We start from the raw sequence: 18,428 nt of genomic DNA, 5'->3' as shown, positions 1-18,428 counted from the left end.
CGATGGAATTTGAATACGACGGCAATGGCGCCGGAAGCCTCACGGGAAAGGATACACAGAATGTGTTCTTGACAACCGTTTCCTCATACAAGTCGATCTTCCAGTAGCAGGCGGTGCCTTCGAACTCGAACCGGCCCATGTCGCGCTCGCCGTGCGGGTTGATGGCGTCATCGAAGCGGTCGTAGTCACGGACGGTGCGGATCAGCTCGGCGCGCTTGCGGAATCCACGAAAGATGCTGACGTCTCCAATCAGGTCGGCGATCCCGCTCGTCATCACGACGCGGTTGTTACCTGGGGCAGTGATATGTGCGCGTAGCCAGTCGTTGAGCCGCGCGATCTCGGTCGGCCCGCCCTTGGGGCGCTCGGATGTGGAGGTCTGGTCGGCCATGTCGGTCTCCTTGTCTGACCCCGCCAATCGGGGCCTTCGACAGGCGACAGGACCGCCGAGGCATAGCTGGCTCGCGCACCCACAGGGTCGAAACGCAGTGGAGAAGTCCGCGTGGCGGACTTGCGCGTGAAAGCGCCTCGGCGAGGACGCAGGAGCCCGAAAGGCCCCTTGGGATGGCGGCGAGTTGGAGACCGGCCGACCCCAAACCGCTGGCGATCCCCGACCGGGAGGACTATCGTCGCGGCCATGGAAACGTCTACCAACATCGTTGCCCTGTGGCCCCGCTGGATGGACAGCGCTGGCGATATGCTCCGGATGAAGGCGTTGGTTCGGACCCGATGCTGCAAATGTGGGACGCTGATGCGGGCCGAGCTAGACGATATCGTGGCACGCCACGGCTACGATTATTCGCTCGTCGACAAACTGGAGCGCTGCCGGATGGTCGAGTGCGGAGGGTCTACCTTCTATTTGGCGTCGCGAACCTATGGCCGGGAATGGGTGACGCTCCTGCGCGACCCGCGGCTGATGAAGGCGTTCGAGGAACTGCCGCCTGTCCGGACGGCGTGGAGCTGATTGCCCGCCTTCGGAAGAGATACCGTCTGAATTTGAATTCCGCACCCAAGCGGTGGGTAGAAGGGGGCAGAAGCCCTCTGTCCAGCAGGGCTGCCGTGCTTGCGTAGCCGGGCCGGGGCGGGCTCGATGCCCGCTCCGCCGCCTTCACGGCTGAAGCGCGGGGAGGGGAGGGGGGCCTGAATGCGAGCTACGGCGCGCGGTATAGCTGGCACAAATTTGGCCAGGCCGTCGATTTCGTGCCCGCGGGCGGCGTCAATTCGATCAGCCGCGATCAAATCCGCGCGCTCATGGGACAGAGTGGCGTCCGCCTGATCGAGCTGCTCGGCCCGGGGGATCGCGGCCACTCCAACCACTGGCACGTCGCTTTTGCGCGTCCCGGGCAGGTCATCGACCGGACACGGTCGATCGAGGAGGATGAAGACTGGATCGTCAACGTCAACGTCGCCAGCGCTGATGCGCCGGCTTCGGCACCGGTTGGGACCGATGCGCACACCGCTCCTGCCTCGGTCCTGCAAACCGCAGCAAAGGCCCCGCCACAATGGGACGTCTTCGCCAGCGCCGCTTGGCGCGCTTCTCAGGGAGGTGGTTCATGATGCGACGTGTTCTGAATAAGCTGAGCGGCGTCACTGGAGCGGTCGCGCTATGCGCGGCCGGTTTGGTCGCCGTAGCTGCGCCCCAACCGGCCTATGCGTCCGATTGGGGGTGTCAGGTAGTCCTTTGCCTCGCCACTCCGGGGTCGCCGACGAAGTACGCTGAGTGCGTGCCTCCAATCACGAAGCTGTGGAACGCGCTCGCTATGGGCGGCGGGTTTCCCTCCTGCACCGGGGTCGGCATCAAAACGAAGTCGGCGAAGCATGGTTATACCATGACCGTCACCCAGACCGACGGCACCACGTCGCGCTATTCGCTCGATACACGCTACCAGACGGTGACGCAGCAATGATCCACGCGGTCGCCGCCATCACCGTGCTGGCGCAGCAATGTGCGTCCGAGGTCGCGACCGAGGCTGTCGTACCGCTCGTCGTCACAGAGAGTGGCGGCGACGATCTTTCGATCAACGTTAATCATGGCCCGCGCGTGCGCGCCGGTTCGATTGCCGAAGGCGCCTCGCTGGTGCGCCGCTATATGGCGCAGGGCTATACGGTCGATGTGGGATTAGCCCAGATCAACTCGGCGAACTTCGCGCGGCTCGGCGTCACGGTCGAACAGGCGTTCGATCCCTGCACGAACCTCCGTCTCGCCTCGTCGCTGCTGCAAGAAGGCTATGGCCTCGCCAGCCGGCACTACACCGGCCTCGACGCCATCTCCGCCACGTACTCGCTCTACAACACCGGTACGCTCACGCGGGGCTTTCGCAACGGGTACGCGACCTACGGCAAGAAGGTCCGCTATTACGCGGAAAAGCACCTGATCGAGCGGACCAAGATACCTGCCCCCCAGATGCCCCCGATCCGGGTCGATCCGGCGATCGCGGCGAATAGCTTGCGCGTCATCGAAGCGACGCAAGTTGCCGAGAGCACCAACGCGGCCCCAGCTACGGCGGGGTCTGCGCCTGCTCCTGAAGCGATCGGCGCTGTTGGACCGACGACGAAGGCACGGCGTAGCCTGAACCAGGCTGCGATCGATGAGTGTTTGGCGGCTTCGCCGAAGCAGCAGGTCAAAAAATTGTTCGAGAATGTTGTAGCGCTGCACGAGAAGGCAGCCTGATCGCCGGCAGAGCCTACGGCAGGGCGACGTCGGCCAGGCTCAGCGATCGAGATCGCCACGATCAATCTGACGGACCGGGGGCGCTATGGTCGGCGCTAGGCTGGCCCGTTGTTTCGTAAGCTCTAGATTGATCCCGTCGGCTACGGCTGTCAGCCGATTGAGGGCAAATGCCCCGGGCTCGTGATTGATGGTGATATGACCACTGGTGACGTTCGCTAGACGGTCGGTCAGCGCTGCCACTGTACCTTCGCGTGCCACCCAGTCGCGCATATTGCTAGCGCGGTCGAGCTCTGCTGCTGGTTCCTTTTTCCGCAAAACAGCGAGCCGCATGTCCTCAACGGTCTGCTCGGCCTGCTTTTGGGCAATTGGCTCAATGACTGCGATCTCGCGTGCCGCTTCCTGGATCGTCAGGCGCCGATCGAATGGCTCTTGGTCGCGACCGTGCTCGAGCGAGCGCCGGACGATTTCCTCGAGGGGATCGGCGTTTTTGTAGCGCTCGACCTGATTGGCGAGCTTGTACTTGAGCTCGTAATCCTCGCGCGTTGTCGCCGCCATCGCGTCGGCCATGCTGACCCCAGGATTGTGGAGATGGATTACCGCCAAGTCGCGGGCGATGTAAAGCGCGTCTCGCGACTTCGGTGTGACATTCGTCGTTCCCCAATCGAGCTGATGCCCATTCTCGCGTGCCAGTTGCTCCGTAAATGTCCGGAGCGTGCGGCTATTGCCCTCGCGAAACGGATGAAGATAGTCGAGGCGCGCATAGGTCTGTGCGACTGCCTCTGACATCTCTAGCATGTCATAGCCCTTGAGCGCTTTGCCGCCCTGAAGAACGTCGAGCGTCAGCGCCAGATTTCGGTCGATTTCGGGTCGGAGGGCATAGGGCACGAGGACGCGATCGCCCGACGCCTCTAGCTCCCGGTTCTTGAAATGTCCCGGCGCGTCCGGCCGAAACTCGCCGGGCCGATGCTCAGGAAGGTCCTGGAAAATCCGGCGATGAACCTCCTGAAGATGCGCCACATCGAACTGGCCTTGAACGGGATCGCGCTGAAGCTCTCTGACCCGTGCAAAGGTAAGGGCGGCTTCGCGCTGGCTAATCAAGCCGCGCGAACGGTGTCTGATGCCAGTATTGCGGCGGTCAGCTCATCGCTATCGATCTCGCCGGCGATGTAGCGAGCATTTAGTTGCTCAATCTCGTCCGAAAGGATGCCGCCCTCGTAGCGAACACTGCCCCGAGCGAAGTTAACTTCACTCAAGCGACGCGCGCGTTCGGCTTCGCTGATTGCAGGCGTAGAGGATGTAAAGGGCGTTACGACGTTCATCGGGCGATCCTTTCAAGCGACGAGCATAGCACAAAGCCATGCTTGATACGAGAAACACAGTGCAGCCTTTCCTCTAACGGTGTGGACGGCCGTCGGCCGGCAATCGTTCGAGGCACCGCCGTGGCGGTGCGGCGAGGGGGGGCATCCCCCCTCTGGGCAAGGGCTAGACCGTCTCCGCGCAAGCGCTCCGCTTGGCGATCGAGGCGGTATCCCCAGCCTTCCCGGCGCTACGCTCTGGTGCAGGCCGGGTGATTCCCCTCCCCCTCGATCGGCCCTGGTTTTGCCCATTCACCCCCCGCTCTCGGCGAGGGCCAGAAGTCGATGCGCGCATCGCCTTCGGCTCAATTCGAGAAAGGAAAGACCATGAAAACCAACCGATGCCCGTCGGGCCTGCCCGGCTACGGATATTCAATGCAGGCGGCAGCAATCGCCAGTGCGTTGGTGGAACGGGAGAACGCTCATATCTATCGCAAAAAAGTTCGAGACTGGCTGGATCGGATCGAAGACCCATTCACTACGCCCTTCGAGAACGAAGACGATGGGCGGGCGCTGGCAGAGTTTCTCACCAATCTGGTCCGAGTGGGTTCAGGTCTAGAGGCGGTAGATTATTGAGGTGGCGCACTTGCCAGCGGGCAAAGGTAGTGATCGCTCACACCCGGACATTCAGGCTGGCAACCTGGGCTCCCGATGACTGCCATTCGTTAAGCGCGATCTGTCCCGTTTCTCCGCCTCAACATGCCATTTGTGAAAATGGTGGGTACGGTTTTCGGCGCGATCACCCGGACAACAGAACCACTGTGGCTTCGGCTTGGAAAGCCGCAAGACAATCCGTTGGGAACGACTGAGGCCGCTTTTTAACTCGCCGCGCGCGACCTGCGCGGCAAGCAAGGGATCCGCAGTGCGCCCTTTACGCCTAACAGTCGAGGTGGGGAGGCCTGAGGTACGTCCCCTCGACGGATGATCGCGAGCGCGATGCGTTTCCTGCTGGCGGCTCAGCACGCGAGGCTGCCAGCATAGCCGCCATCGGCGAAGATGCGTTCGATGAACGGGTAACTTTGGGCGTGAGCCCTTAAGCGGCACCTTGCAACCGTTGCGATCCTGAACGCCGCAGCATTGACGCAGATAAAAATAATAGACGATCTGTTACGGTCGGTAGATCCTGGGGTAGTAGTCGCCTTGGGACGCCTGCACGAATGAATAGAATGTCATCGACCAGCTTTCACGAAGATGTCTTCCGAGGCCGTCCTCCGACTTATCGGGATCATCGCGGCTCCCAGCTCCCACGGCAAGTCACCAGATTAGTATCATAGCCTCGCCTCGTCGGCAGCTTCTATTCGACATTGCGCCTCAGCTCGTATCGTTAATCCAACGCCCATAAACTACACCAGCCGCTTTGGCATCCCTACCTAAAACAAGCCCTTAGCAATTGGCCGCACCGCGTGCGGACGCGGCGACCGGCTCCGCGCCGCGTTGCACCTCGTGGATCGATAGCAGTGAGTGCATCAGCTCATCGTCAGCGCTCGACATGACGCCGAGCACCTCCGCTTCGTCGCAGCCTTCCGCGGCAAGATATGCGTGGCCCATGCTAGAGTCGATATAGATAGACTGCCCCTCGTCTAGCGTAACCGGGTCGTAGAACTCGGTGTTTACCACGATGCGGCCGCTTAAAACGTAAATGTATTCCTCACCGGCATGATGTACGAGTTTGCCAAACTGCTCCTCGCTCTTCGCGCGGATCTTCGTAATAACTGGGATCATCCGCTTTCGACGAAGTTCGGTGCAGAGATAGTAATAGTCGTAATTGGGTGTCTCGACGCGGACCGCAGTGGCCAGACTGCCCAGGCTCCGTCGGGCGGTCACGGGCGGCGCAACCTCGTCCCCGGGTTCTGCAAACAGTTCTGACATCCGCAGCCCGAGTTTTTGGCTTAACTGATAGAGCTTGTCGTAGGTCAGGGTTAGCCGGTCATGCTCGACCTTGGAGAGCGTCGAGACAGGGATGCCGCTCTTGGCGCTCATCTGCTTGAGGGTCCATCCCTCGCGGCTGCGCAGGTTGCGCAGTAGGGCGCCGAGCGTTGGGGCAGCGGCTTGTGGCATTGTCGATCATCTCCAGGTTGACGAACTTTCCGATTAGGATAACGTTGTCCCAATCAGAGCTATTGAATCAATATATTGGCTCGATAGAGCCGGGGCAATCCCATCCTTCCGCCTTGGGGGCGGCGACGCGCGAGGAGACACGGCATGAGGTCCTGGAGAGCAACGTTAGCGGGAACGCTTCTGCTGGTCGGTGGGATCGCCGTGGCGCAAGGCGTGCCAAGAAGCGCGATCCCTGCGAGCAGTCTGGTTCCGGTCGCGGCTCCTGCCAGCTCGTCCGTTGTCCCGGCGGCAGTGCTGACGGGCTCGGTCACCGCGCACGAGCTGACCAAGGCTGACGTGGACACGTGGCTGGATGGCTACCTGCCTTATGCGCTCCGCACCGACGACATCCCCGGTGCCGTCGTGACGGTCGTGAAGGACGGCAAGATCCTGACCGCGCGCGGCTTTGGTTACGCGGACGTCGCCAAGCGGACCCCGGTTGACCCCGAGCGCACGCTGTTCCGTATCGGGTCGGTCTCGAAGCTGTTTACATGGACAGCTGCCATGCAGCTGGTCGAGCAGGGCAAGCTCGACCTCGACGTCGACGTGAATACCTATCTCGACTTCAAGATTCCGCCCCGCGACGGCAAGCCCGTGACGCTGCGTCAGATGATGACACACACTGCAGGCTTCGAGGAGGCGGCCAAGGGCATCGTCACCTATGATCCGAAGCTCCTGCTGCCGCTGGACCAGTATCTCAAGCGCTGGACGCCGCGCCGCATTTTCGCCCCCGGTACGACGCCCGCCTATTCCAACTGGGCGACCACGCTGACGGCTTATATTGTACAGCGCGTCTCCGGCGAGGAGTTCGACAGCTATCTCGAGCGGCACATCTTCGCGCCGCTGGCGATGAAAAACGCTACTTTCCGCCAGCCGCTGCCGCGGGCTCTGGCTGGCAATATGGCGACAGGGTATCTGTCCGGTGCGGCCAAGGGTTTCGAGTACATCACGCCCGCGCCCGCCGGCTCGGGCTCGGTAAGCGGGACCGACATGGCGCGCTTCATGCTCGCCCATCTGCAGCACGGGGAACTCGATGGCCAACGCATCCTGTCAGCCCCGACCGCCGACATGATGCACGACAGTCCGCTCGCAAAGATCGATCCAATGTCGCTCCTGCTGCCGCTGAACCGTATGGAGCTTGGCTTCTTCGAGACAAACATCAACGGGCGCGAGGTCATCGGCCATCTCGGCGACGTGCAGGCATTCCACACGTCGCTCCACATGTTTATGAAAGAAGGTGTCGGATTTTTCGTCTCCTTCAACAGCCCCGGCAAGGCCGGTGCGGTTCAGAGCTTGCGCACTGGCATGTTCCAGGATTTCGCCGACCGCTATTTCCCCAACGTCGCGCCTGCGGACGGCCGCGTCGACGCGAAGACCTCGGACGAACATGTCCGGATGATGACGGGGAGTTGGATCGCAAGCCGGCGAGCCGATTCGTCGTTCCTGAGCGCGCTCTACTGGATGACGGGTCAGACGCAGATCTACGCTGGGCCTAAGGGGGAGTTGGTGGTTCCAAGCGTGCTAGGCGGCGGGGGACGTCCGCGCCAGTGGGTCGAGATCGCACCGTTCCTCTGGCGTGACAAGTATGGCCACGATCGTCTTGCGGGCAAGGTCGTCGATGGCAAGGTCGTGCGCTGGAGCTACGATTTCGCCTCGCCCTTCGAGATGTTCGACCGGGTCCCGGCCGCCTACCAAAGCAGCTGGCTGCTTCCCGCGCTCTATGCGAGCCTCGCGATCTTGCTGCTGACATTCCTCCAATGGCCGGTCGCGGCGGTCGCAAGGTGGACATACAAGGCGCCTCATCCGCTGATTGGAAAAGCGCTGCACGCAAGTCGCGCGACGCGGTTGATGGCGGGCCTGACGGTCGCGCTGCTGGTGGCGTGGGCGGTGACTGTCGTTAGCGCTATGGGATCGCCGGATGCCCTGGCGGGCGGGTTCGACGGTATGTTCTGGTTCCTTCAGATCGCGGGCGTCCTGCTTTTCGTCGGACTCCCGGTGATCGCCGCCTGGAACCTGTGGGTGACGTGGCGCGATGGCCGCAAATGGACGCGCAAGCTCTGGGCGGTCCTGATACTGCTTGCATCGCTGCTGATCCTGTACTTCGTGGTCGCCTTCAACCTGATTGCCATGACGGTGAACTTCTGATGGGGAGGATCACCGTGGAGGTCGCGACCCAGACGCTTCGTCTGGCCGAGCCGTTCCGCATCTCGGGCTACGTGTTCGAGACCTGGGACGTGGTCTCTGTCGTCCTGCGGGACGGTGAACATGTCGGTCGTGGAGAGGGCGGTGGCGCCTACTATCTCGGCGACGACGTGGCCAACATGCTCGCCGTGATCGAGACCGCGCGACCGGTCATCGAGGCGGGGGTCACACGCGACGAGCTGCGCGCGCTGATGCCGGCGGGGGGTGGACGCAACGCGGTCGATTGCGCCCTATGGGAACTCGAGGCGTTGCGCGCACGCAGACCCGCGTGGCAGCTTGCGGGACTGGATGCACCCAAGCCCGTGCGCACGACGTTCACGCTGGGAGCCGACACGCCCGAGGCGATGGCAGCAAAAGCGTGTGGCTACATCCAGGCGCGTTCCATCAAAATGAAGCTCACTGGCGAGCTGAGCCTCGACCTGGCCCGCGTCGCGGCAGTTCGCGCGGCACGACCTGACGTTTGGCTCGGCGTTGATGGCAATCAGGGTTTCGCGCTTGCCGATCTCGACCGGCTGACCGCGGGCCTCGTCGCGCACGGCGTCTCGCTTCTGGAGCAGCCGCTACCACGGGGGCGAGAGGCGGATCTCGACCAGTTCGCCTCGCCAGTCCGGATCGCAGGAGACGAAAGCCTGCTGACGCTTACCGACGTTCCGGGCGCGGTCGGGCGGTTCGACGTCGTCAACATCAAGCTCGACAAGTGTGGGGGGCTCACCGAGGGGCTTGCGATGGCGGCCGAGGCGCGCAGATTGGGCCTCGGAGTCATGGTTGGCTGTATGGTGGGCACGAGCCTCGCGATGGCGCCCGCCTTCCTGCTTGGACAGGTCTGCGATCTGGTCGATCTCGACGGCCCGACCTTCCTTGCCGCCGACTGCACGCCCGCGGTGACCTACCGTGACGGCGACATCTGGTCCGGCCCGGAAGTGTGGGGGTCCCCCGAGGCGGCGCTCGCATGACGACGGAAGCGGCCGAGCGAACATGGTTCGGCCAGCCCCGTGGGCTAACCGTCCTGTTCCTGACGAACATGTGGGAGCAGTTTTCCTACTACGGAATGCGTGCGCTGCTGGTCTACTACATGACCAAGCAGCTGCTTATCGGGCAGGGGACATCGTCGTTCATTTACGGCGCCTATACGTCGTGCGCCTACTTCACGCCGATCATCGGCGGCGTCATCGCCGATCGCTTCCTTGGCAAGCGGCGCGCGATCATCATTGGCGCTAGCACGATGGCCGCCGGCCACTTCATGATGGCGTTCGACGGGCTGTTCTATGTCGCGCTGGCGACGATCGCGCTTGGCAACGGACTGTTCCTGCCAAGTCTCCCGAGCCAGGTAGGCGACCTCTATCGCTCCGACGATCCCCGCCGCGGCTGGGCATACAACGTCTATTACGTCGGCATCAACATCGGCGGCTTCCTTGCGCCGCTGATCTGCGGAACGGTCGGCGAGCTGTACGGCTGGCATTACGGCTTCGGCATCGCCGGGTTCGGGATGCTGGCAGGGCTGGCAATCTACCTGTCCGGGCAACGATATCTGCCGCAGGAGCGGGAAGTCGTGCCGGCAACCCGGTTGGTTGGCGGTAGCCGCTTCAGTCGCCAGACAGTGCTGCTTCTGCTCGGCATCGGCATCGCGGTGACGATCTTCCGAGCTGCTTATGAGCAGGTTGGCAACACCGTCGCCTTGTGGGCCGACTCCGGCGTCGACAGAGGCGCGCTTGGTCACGTCATCCCTATGACATGGTTCCAGTCGCTCAATCCGCTATTCGTGATGTTCATGACGCCGCCGCTGCTGGCCTATTGGCGCAGACGCGCTGACGCCGGGCACGATCAGCCCGCCGCGCGCCGCATGGCGCTGGGCGCCACGATCGTCGGTCTGGCCTATCTCCTCCTCGCGGGCGTCGCTTGGGCCGACCTCGAACAGCGCGCGCCGTGGGCCTGGCTCGCACTCTTCTTCGCGATCTTCACCTTTGGCGAGCTCTTCATCCTGCCGACCGGCCTTGGCCTGTTCGCGCGACTTGCGCCACCTGATCTTGGCGCGACCACGGTCGCGGCCTGGTTTCTGTTCACCTTCACTGGCAGCCTGAGCGCGGGGCTCGTGGGGGCACTATGGAGCAAACTTGGCCACCCGGTCTTCTTCGTTTTACTCGCCGCTCTCGCCGGGATCGCCGCCCTCCTACTTCTTTCCCTCAACGGCCGAACGTGGCTGACTGAGACCGCCCGAGAGAAATCTCTCAATCTGGATTGACAATTCTCTAATCAGGACATTAACTTTCCTCCATGCTGTGACGACAAAGAGTGTCGCCAGCTTGGGATAGACGGGACCCAGCACGTCCAAGGGGGGCGGCGCAGCCATCTGGAGAAAGCCGATGAATACCATGCGCACGACCTTCCTGCTGTCATCTGCACTGGCCGCAGTCGTGGCCGCGACGTCTGCGGGCGCCCAGACCTCGACGAACAACGCGCCCGCACCCGCAGAGGCGGTGGCTCCGGCCACAACGGGCTCCGACAACGACATCGTCGTCACCGCGCAGAAGCGCGCGCAGACGCTAATCGACGTTCCGCAGTCGATCTCAGTCGTCTCCGGCGCAGCACTAGAACAGCAGCATGCGAACGGCTTCAGCGACTACCTCAAGCTGATACCGGGGCTGCAACTCAACCAATCCACGCCAGGTGAGGGACGCCTCGTCATTCGCGGGCTGAACACTGGCGGGGTCGCATCGACGGTCGCGGTGTATGAGGATGAGACGCCGTTCGGCTCCAGCAGCGGACTTGCCAACGGTGCGATCCTGGCGGGCGATTTCGACACTTTCGACGTCGCGCGAATCGAGGTGCTTCGGGGGCCTCAAGGCACATTCTATGGAGCAAGCTCGCTCGGTGGCGTGCTCAAGTTCGTGACCAACGCGCCGGACACAAGCAAGCTGATCGTTCGCGCTAGGGGCGGCGTCGAGGCAGTGAAGGGCGGAGACGTCTCTTATTACGGGAACGCGGTCGTCAACGTGCCCCTGTCCACCACGCTGGCGTTCCGCGCATCCGGTTCTTATCGCAACGATGGCGGGTTCATCGACTCGATCGGGACCGGCGGATCGCGCGTCAGGGACAACATCAACGGCGCGCGCAGCTACGGCGGACGGGCCTCGCTGCTGTTCACGCCCACCACGGACCTGTCGGTCCGCCTGAGCGCCCTGGTTCAGAACATCGAGACCGATGCGCCCAGCACTGTCGAGAGCGATCCGAATACGCTCGCAACGCTCTATGGACGCCCGACCCAGTCGATCTTCGTGTCTCCGTTCAAAAACATCGACTATCGCATCTACAACGGTCTGATTGATTACGACTTCGGCTTCGCCAAGCTCACATCGTCGTCCAGCTACAGCACGCAGCGGAAGAAGCAGCGCACCGATGCGACGTTCCAGCTGAGCGGCCTGATCCAGGCGATCTTCAAGTCTCCAAACGAGCTTTACCTGGCACAGGACACCAACGTCGAGAAGTTCACGCAGGAGGTTCGGCTTGCCTCGTCCAAGACGCCGCTCTTCGACTGGGTGCTGGGCGGTTTCTACACGCATGAAAAGGGTCTGATCGCCCAGGAGTACGTGCCCGTGACGCCCGGCACGCTTACCCGCATCACGGCGCTCGGAAACCTTGCGCAGGTCAACCTTAAGTCGACGTATGAAGAGTATGCGGGCTTCGCCGATGCGACCGTGCATCTCGGCGATATGGTCGATGTGGACCTCGGTGGCCGCTACAGCCACAACAATCAGTATTTCACCCAGACCACCGCCGGGCCGCTAGCCGGCGGCGCGACCAGCGTGTCTCAGCCTTCATCCGAAGGGGTCTTCACCTATTCTGTCGCGCCGAAGTTCAAGTTCAGCAAGAACGGTGCGGTCTATGCGCGCGTTGCCAAGGGCTTCCGCCCCGGTGGCCCCAACGCGTTGGCCCCCGGAGCCCCTGCGAGCTTCCTCACGTACAAGTCTGACTCTGTCGTCAGCTACGAGGCAGGCGTGAAGTTTCAGACGCAGGACCGGACATTCTCGATCGATCTGGCGGCGTTCCACATCGACTGGGACAACATCCAGCTGATCGCGACCATACCGACTGCGGGCGGTACCTTCAGCTTCAACACGAACGGCCGGCGGGCTCGGAGCGACGGCGTGGAATTCACCGCGACGATGCGCCCGACCACCGGCTTCGACGTGTCGGTCAATGGCGCGTACACGAACGCACGCCTCGTCGATGACACTACAGCGATCATTGGCGGGGTCGTGAGCGCCAACTCTGTAGGAGGCATCGCCGGCGACAAGCTGCCCTACACGCCGAAATACAGCATCGGCGTAAACGGCGACTATCGCTGGGCTCTCGGTGGTTCGGCGAACGCCTATTTCGGCAGTTCGCTCCGCTTTCTCTCGAAGCAGAATGCCGGATATAATCTCGCCTTCCGCACAGCCAACGGCCGCCAGCGCCAGATCGCGTCCTACGAGGTCGTGGACCTTCGCGCCGGCGTCGATTTCGACCGTTTCTCGGTTGGCGTCTATGCTAAGAACATCAACGATACCGACGGTAAGCAATCGTCGGGCGCGGTTGGTACCTACCCGGCGGGATCCATCGATACCGGCGTAATCCGGCCGCGCACCATCGGAGCGTCGGTCACGGCGTCGTTCTGACCCTCATGGCCGTTCCCTCAACTACGATGCTTGACCGGCATTTGCCGGTCGAGCCCCCGGCCCCGGCGCTGCCGGGCCCATACCTGCTGTTCCTCGGCGATACGGTCGAGCCAGGATACGCAAAGACCGCGTTCGGCCTGCGGGACTGGGCGGCGGATCGCTGCGTCGGCGAACTGACCTTGCCGGGCGCGCGCGTGACGACGGGCCTGCCGTCCTTTATGCCTGCAGCCGCTTTCGCGGCAGGCGCGCGCGCGCTGCTGATCGGCGTGGCGACGCCGGGCGGCCTGATACCCGCGAACTGGTTGCCGACGTTGATCGCGTCGCTCGAGGCGGGTCTCGAAATCGTGTCGGGCATGCATGCCAGGCTGTCCGATATTGATGTGCTTCGCACGACGGCCGCGCGGCTCGGGAGGCGCCTGGTCGATGTGAGGACGCCGCCGACGAACATCGCCGTGGCGAGCGGTCAACGACGCCCGGGGCGCCGCCTCCTGACGGTCGGCACCGACTGCGCGCTCGGCAAGAAGTACACCGCGTTGTCGATCGCGCGCGGGCTCGAAGCGAGAGGGCTCAAGGCGACGTTTCGCGCAACGGGGCAGACGGGCATCATGATCTCGGGGGGCGGCATACCGATCGACGCCGTCGTCGCGGACTTCGTATCGGGCGCGGCCGAGATGCTCAGTCCCGCGAGCGATCCCGATCATCTCGATGTAATCGAGGGGCAGGGGTCGATCTTCCACCCAGCCTATGCGCCTGTCTCGCTGGGTCTCCTTCACGGCAGCCAGCCGGATCTTTTCGTCGTCTGCCACGAGCCGGGGCGGACCCACATTCTCGGCCACCCCTCCTACGCGCTGCCTTCGATCGAGCAGGTCATCGATCAGACGATGGCACTCGGGCGCCTGACGAACCCCGGCATTCGCTGCATCGGGGTCAGTCTCAACACCGGTGCAATGGACACCCCGGTAGCGGAACGCGAAATTGCAGAAGTCTCACTGCGATTGGGCCTGCCAGCAGCCGATCCGCTGCGTGGCGGACCGGCATTCGATCGATTGCTGGACGCCTGCTCAGCATGACCGCGGGTGCGCTCGGCATGCCTGCGCGTTCGAGCCGCTTCAAACGCTACGTTCTACCTGGACTCGCGTTCAAGGCTGTTGTGATCGGCGGCGGCTACGCCACCGGTCGCGAGATCGCCGAGTTCTTCCTGCCCGCAGGACCCTGGGGCGGGCTGGCGGCAATGGCGTTGTCGACGCTGATCTGGAGCGTCGTGTGCGTTGCCACCTTCCTGTTTGCTCGCAAGACGGGCGCCAAGGACTATCGCGCCTTCTTCAAAGGTTTGCTCGGTCGCGGATGGATCGTGTTCGAGATCGCCTACGGCCTCTTCGTCGTGTTGATCCTCTCAGTATTCGGAGCGGCCGCGGGCGCGATCGCCGCGGCGACGCTTGGCACCCCGCCCATACTCGGCACGCTTGCGCTGATGGCCGGTATCGCGGGGTTCGCGGCGTTCGGGAACTCGGCTGTGGAGCGGTTGTTCGCCTGGGTGTCGATCCTGCTATACGGCGTGTACGCCTTGTTCCTGGTGCTCGCGCTGACCAGCTTCGGTGACCGAATCGTTTCCGCCTTTGGACACGCTCCCCCTTTGGGGAACGGTTGGGCGGCAGGCGGGATCACCTACGCCGGCTATAACATCGTCGGCGCCGTGATCATCCTGCCAGTCACCCGTCATCTTACCAGCGACCGTGACGCGTTCATCGCTGGTGCGATCGCCGGACCCTTGGCGATGCTGCCGGCCATCCTCTTCTTCACCTGCATGACCGCCTTCATGCCCGACATCGCGAATGCCGTGCTGCCGTCCGACTATATGCTGGTGCGGCTTGGTCAGCCGATCTTCCATCTCGTCTTCCAGCTAATGATCTTTGCCGCCCTTCTCGAGAGCGGCACCGGTGCCGTGCACGCGATCAACCAGCGGGTCGCCAGCGTTTGGGAACGCGGCCGGGGCGTCGCTCCTGGCCCGCTCGCGCGGGGCAGCACCGCGCTCGCGTTGCTGATGGTGTGCATGCTTCTCGCCGAGCGCATCGGCCTCGTGGCGCTGATCGCGAGCGGCTATCGCATCCTGGCTTATGCAATGATCGCGATATATGTCGTGCCCTTGCTGACCTTCGGTCTGTGGCGGCTCCGACGACACCAGGATGCAAGGATGGAGCTCGCATGAGACGTTATCTGCTACTTGCTGCCGCCGCAGTGGCCACACCCGTGTTGGGCGCGCCTCCCTCCGGTCTCGATGCGCGCGTGGAAGCGCTGCGCAAGGCGTCCGGCGTGCCGGGTATGTCCGTGGTAATCGTGGAGGACGGAAAAACCGTGCTCGCGCGTGGCTACGGCGTCCGTAAGCTCGGCGGCACGGTGAAGGTCGATGCCGACACGATCTTCCCGACGGGGTCCACCGGCAAGGCGTTCACCGTCGCTGCGCTGGCGACACTGGTCGACGCGGGCAGAATATCCTGGGACGACAAGGTCACCGATCGGCTACCCGGCTTTCAGATGTATGACCCCTGGGTCACGCGCGAGATGACCATCCGCGATCTCCTCGTTCACCGCAGCGGGCTCGGCCTGGGAGAGGGAGACCTGATGTTCGTGCCGCGCAGCAGCCTCTCGCGTGCCGAGACCGTGCGGCGGATCCGCTTCCTCAAGCCCGCGACCAGCTTCCGCAGCGGCTACGCCTATGACAACGTCCTCTATGCCGTTGCGGGGCAGCTGATCGAAGCCGTGACCGGCCAGACCTGGGAGGACTACACTCGCGAACACGTGCTGCGCCCTGCCGGGATGCAGCATTCGACGACGGACAGTCCGGCGCGTTTTGCCGCCACCGATCGGGCATTCCCGCACGCTCGCACTGACGGCCCGATCCGCGGGGCGGGCACGCAGGCAACCCTCGACGAGCGCGACGAGCTCGGCCGGAACGCGGCCCCAGCCGGAGGGATGGCGATCAGCGCGAACGACTTCGGACGGTGGATCGAGGTTCAGCTTGCGCACGGAGCTTTGCCAAATGGCAAGCGCCTTTTTAGCGAGGCGGCGCACGATGAGATGTGGAAACCCGCGGTGCTGCAGCCGGTCAGTCCGCGAAGCGCGGCGCTCAAGCCGACGGAACCGATGTTCGAGACCTACGCGCTCGGCTGGGACGTCAAGGACTATCACGGCGCGAAGATCGTCTCGCACGGCGGCGCGGTGCTCGGCTTCCAGAGCGTCGTAGCGCTGTTGCCGGAGAAGAACGTTGGGTTCGCAGTAGAGATCAACAGTGAGGATGGCGAGATCCTGCTCGGACTGACATATGAGTTGCTCGACCACTATCTCGGCCTGCCGGCCAACAACTGGCCTGAGAAGTTCGCGGCATACAAGAAGGACCGGCTGGCGGGGGCCGCGAAGGTGCTGGACGCGCCAGCCGCGCAGCCCGCGAAGGTTGGTCCGTCGCTGCCGGCCGAGCGCTATGCAGGCAGCTATGTGGACCCATGGTATGGCAGGATCGCGGTTGGCGCGAAGGGCGGAGCGCTTACCATCGACTTCACGTCCACGCCGCGGATGAGCGGCCGCCTCGAGCATTGGCAATATGATACCTTCGTCACCCGCTTCGACGACAAGGCGATCGAGCCGGCTTACGTTACGTTCGGCCTGGACGCGGATGGCCATGTCGACCGCGTGACGATGAAGCCGGTGAACCCGGTTGTCGACTTCAGCTGGGATTACCAGGACCTGCACTTCGCACTGGAGGGTCCGGCACGATGAAATGGTTGCTGGCCATCGCGCTGCTGTCGTGCGTCTCCTCGCCCGTCCTGGCGCAGGACTACAATGCCCGCATCGCCCGGGTTCTCAAGGCGACCCCGCTAATCGACGGGCATAACGACTGGGTCGAGGCGCTGCGCGAGCGGGAGGGCGAGGCGCGCTGGACGATCGACCTGACCAGGGGCCTGGACGCGAAGCCGATCCCGTACAATACCGACATCGCACGTCTCCGCGCCGGCATGGTGGGCGGGCAGTTCTGGTCGGTCTTCGTCTCCGCAACCCTTCCCGGCGAGCAGCAGGTCAAGGAGACGCTCGAGCAGATCGATCTCGTCCACCAGTTTGTCGCCCGCTACCCTGCGGTATTCGAGCTCGCCCGAACCGCCGCCGACGTGCGCCGCATCCACAAGGCGGGCCGCATCGCGTCGCTGATCGGCGTGGAGGGCGGGGGACAGTTCGACGGCAGTCTCGCGGTCCTCCGCACCTATCACGACCTTGGCGCGGGGTACCTGACACTTACGCACGTCAAAACGATCGCTTGGGCGGACTCGGCGACCGACAATCCCAAGCATGGAGGCCTCACGCCGTTTGGCGAATCGGTGGTCCGCGAGCTCAATCGACTCGGGATGCTGGTCGATCTCGCGCATGTCAGCGAGGAGACGATGCTGGACGCGTTGCGGGTGTCCAGGGCTCCGGTGATCTTCTCGCACTCGAGCGCGCGGGCGATCGACGACCATCCGCGCAACGTCTCCGACAAGGTTCTGAAGCTGCTCGCGTCGAACGGCGGCGTCGTGATGGTCAACTTCGCTCCGATCTACATCTCTGACGCCTATCGTCGCTGGTCGTCTGACCGGGACGCCGAGCGCACACGGCTGAACGCCCCGCCATATGGGGGTCTGTATGTCGGACAGCCCGACAAGGCGGCCGCGGCGCTGGCCGAGTGGCAGTTGGCGCACCCGATGCCGCGCGTGACCCTGGCCGAGGTCGCGGACCACATCGAGCATATCGCCAAGGTTGCGGGCGTGGATCATGTCGGGATTGGCTCGGATTTCGACGGTGTCGGCAACAGCCTGCCCGAAGGCCTTGGCGACGTGTCGCACTACCCGGCGTTACTTGCCGAACTTATGCGTCGCGGCTGGCGCGACGCCGACGTCGCGAAACTGGCGGGAGGCAACATACTGCGCGTAATGGCCGGCGCGGAGCGCGTGGCCGCATCGATGCGAGGCGCATTGCCGGAAAACGCCAACGTCCCTCCGCAGGCATCGTGATCGAAGCGAAGGGGGCGTGACAATCGATCTCATGAGGACCCCGTTACCGCCACGGGACGCGCAGGTCGCAGGCGGTCTCCGCACGTTCGTCGTCGAGGGGTGTGCATCCGCGCAACTACCGCTGCGCTGGCTCGGACTTTTCGCGCAGCGGGACCTGATGCCAGAAGAGTTCAGCATGGTCCGCTCAGGGGACCGGATCATCGCTCGGATCGTGCAAAGCGATCTCGATGACCATGCGAGCACGCTCCTTGCGGAAAAAATGCGCATGCTGCCGGAGACCTATTCGGTCTCGGTCGAAGTGCGTCCCTAACGTGCATAGCCGCCATCCATCCACACTCGCGTCCGGCCTCGGTGCTGTTCAGGCCGGGCATGAAAGCCACGCCGATCCGATCACCCAAACTGGGCTTCCAAAAGACTGTTG

18 protein-coding genes are annotated in these 18,428 nt (G+C 63.5%); 14 read left to right on the top strand and 4 right to left on the bottom strand.

The window, feature by feature from the left end; translation table 11 throughout:
- Positions 1-388, bottom strand: a 388-nt coding sequence (locus tag RH91_RS19765; RefSeq protein ID WP_232283618.1) for a DUF3768 domain-containing protein, incomplete at its 3' end; no start/stop codon positions are given.
- Positions 389-634: 246 nt separating this feature from the next.
- Here RH91_RS19765 and RH91_RS19760 point away from each other — a divergent pair.
- The 4 genes from RH91_RS19760 to RH91_RS23295 all read left to right on the top strand — a co-directional run bounded on the left by RH91_RS19760 (position 635) and on the right by RH91_RS23295 (position 2,668).
- On the top strand, positions 635-961 hold the full coding sequence (locus RH91_RS19760; protein ID WP_029624109.1) for a hypothetical protein: 327 nt from the start codon (positions 635-637) through the stop codon (positions 959-961).
- 236 nt (positions 962-1,197) lie between these two features.
- Positions 1,198-1,554, top strand: a complete 357-nt coding sequence (locus RH91_RS19755; protein ID WP_010165069.1) for a hypothetical protein — start codon at positions 1,198-1,200, stop codon at positions 1,552-1,554.
- Positions 1,551-1,904, top strand: coding sequence for a hypothetical protein (locus tag RH91_RS19750; protein ID WP_029624108.1), 354 nt, complete (start codon positions 1,551-1,553; stop codon positions 1,902-1,904). Before RH91_RS19755 ends, RH91_RS19750 begins: the two co-directional genes overlap by 4 nt.
- Complete coding sequence (locus RH91_RS23295; protein WP_010165068.1) at positions 1,901-2,668, top strand: lytic transglycosylase domain-containing protein; 768 nt, start codon at positions 1,901-1,903, stop codon at positions 2,666-2,668. The genes RH91_RS19750 and RH91_RS23295 overlap by 4 nt, the downstream gene beginning before the upstream one ends.
- Before the next feature lie 39 nt (positions 2,669-2,707).
- Here the strand turns inward: RH91_RS23295 and RH91_RS19740 are convergent, their stop codons facing one another.
- Both RH91_RS19740 and RH91_RS19735 read right to left on the bottom strand, forming a co-directional pair.
- Entirely contained in the window at positions 2,708-3,766 is a 1,059-nt protein-coding gene (locus RH91_RS19740) for a Fic family protein (protein ID WP_010165067.1), read from the bottom strand.
- Complete coding sequence (locus RH91_RS19735; RefSeq protein ID WP_029624107.1) at positions 3,763-3,987, bottom strand: antitoxin VbhA family protein; 225 nt, start codon at positions 3,985-3,987, stop codon at positions 3,763-3,765. Before RH91_RS19735 ends, RH91_RS19740 begins: the two co-directional genes overlap by 4 nt.
- 363 nt (positions 3,988-4,350) lie before the next feature.
- Here RH91_RS19735 and RH91_RS19730 point away from each other — a divergent pair, with 363 nt between their 5' ends.
- Positions 4,351-4,599: a hypothetical protein gene (locus tag RH91_RS19730; RefSeq protein ID WP_157137041.1), complete on the top strand. Its 249-nt coding sequence runs from the start codon at positions 4,351-4,353 to the stop codon at positions 4,597-4,599.
- A gap of 807 nt (positions 4,600-5,406) precedes the next feature.
- On the opposite strand, the gene RH91_RS19725 is transcribed toward RH91_RS19730, so the two are convergent.
- Entirely contained in the window at positions 5,407-6,081 is a 675-nt protein-coding gene (locus tag RH91_RS19725) for a helix-turn-helix domain-containing protein (protein ID WP_010165063.1), read from the bottom strand.
- Between the two features lie 291 nt (positions 6,082-6,372).
- On the opposite strand from RH91_RS19725, the gene RH91_RS19720 reads away from it, so the two are divergent.
- From RH91_RS19720 to RH91_RS19680, 9 genes are all read left to right on the top strand, one after another.
- A complete protein-coding gene (locus RH91_RS19720) occupies positions 6,373-8,265 on the top strand; it encodes a serine hydrolase domain-containing protein (RefSeq protein ID WP_010165061.1) in 1,893 nt (630 codons plus the stop codon).
- The gene (locus tag RH91_RS19715) at positions 8,265-9,275 is read left to right on the top strand and encodes a dipeptide epimerase (protein WP_010165059.1); all 1,011 of its coding nucleotides are present in this window, start codon (positions 8,265-8,267) and stop codon (positions 9,273-9,275) included. The genes RH91_RS19720 and RH91_RS19715 overlap by 1 nt, the downstream gene beginning before the upstream one ends.
- Positions 9,272-10,561 carry a peptide MFS transporter gene (locus RH91_RS19710; protein WP_010165057.1) on the top strand — a complete coding sequence of 430 codons (1,290 nt, stop codon included), beginning with the start codon at positions 9,272-9,274 and terminating at the stop codon, positions 10,559-10,561. Before RH91_RS19715 ends, RH91_RS19710 begins: the two co-directional genes overlap by 4 nt.
- 121 nt (positions 10,562-10,682) lie before the next feature.
- Positions 10,683-12,974: a TonB-dependent receptor gene (locus RH91_RS19705; protein WP_010165056.1), complete on the top strand. Its 2,292-nt coding sequence runs from the start codon at positions 10,683-10,685 to the stop codon at positions 12,972-12,974.
- 26 nt (positions 12,975-13,000) lie between these two features.
- A complete protein-coding gene (locus RH91_RS19700) occupies positions 13,001-14,044 on the top strand; it encodes a DUF1611 domain-containing protein (RefSeq protein WP_010165054.1) in 1,044 nt (347 codons plus the stop codon).
- A complete protein-coding gene (locus RH91_RS19695) occupies positions 14,041-15,180 on the top strand; it encodes a YkvI family membrane protein (RefSeq protein WP_010165052.1) in 1,140 nt (379 codons plus the stop codon). The genes RH91_RS19700 and RH91_RS19695 overlap by 4 nt, the downstream gene beginning before the upstream one ends.
- Before the next feature lie 77 nt (positions 15,181-15,257).
- Entirely contained in the window at positions 15,258-16,745 is a 1,488-nt protein-coding gene (locus RH91_RS19690; RefSeq protein ID WP_010165049.1) for a serine hydrolase, read from the top strand.
- Positions 16,742-18,007: a dipeptidase gene (locus RH91_RS19685; protein ID WP_010165047.1), complete on the top strand. Its 1,266-nt coding sequence runs from the start codon at positions 16,742-16,744 to the stop codon at positions 18,005-18,007. Before RH91_RS19690 ends, RH91_RS19685 begins: the two co-directional genes overlap by 4 nt.
- Positions 18,008-18,038: 31 nt before the next feature.
- Positions 18,039-18,317, top strand: coding sequence for a hypothetical protein (locus RH91_RS19680; RefSeq protein WP_010165044.1), 279 nt, complete (start codon positions 18,039-18,041; stop codon positions 18,315-18,317).
- Positions 18,318-18,428: the final 111 nt, after the last annotated feature.

This window comes from Sphingomonas sp. PAMC 26617, from assembly GCF_000242835.1.
Lineage (GTDB): Bacteria > Pseudomonadota > Alphaproteobacteria > Sphingomonadales > Sphingomonadaceae > Sphingomonas.
This window is presented reverse-complemented; position numbering and strand designations above follow the sequence as displayed.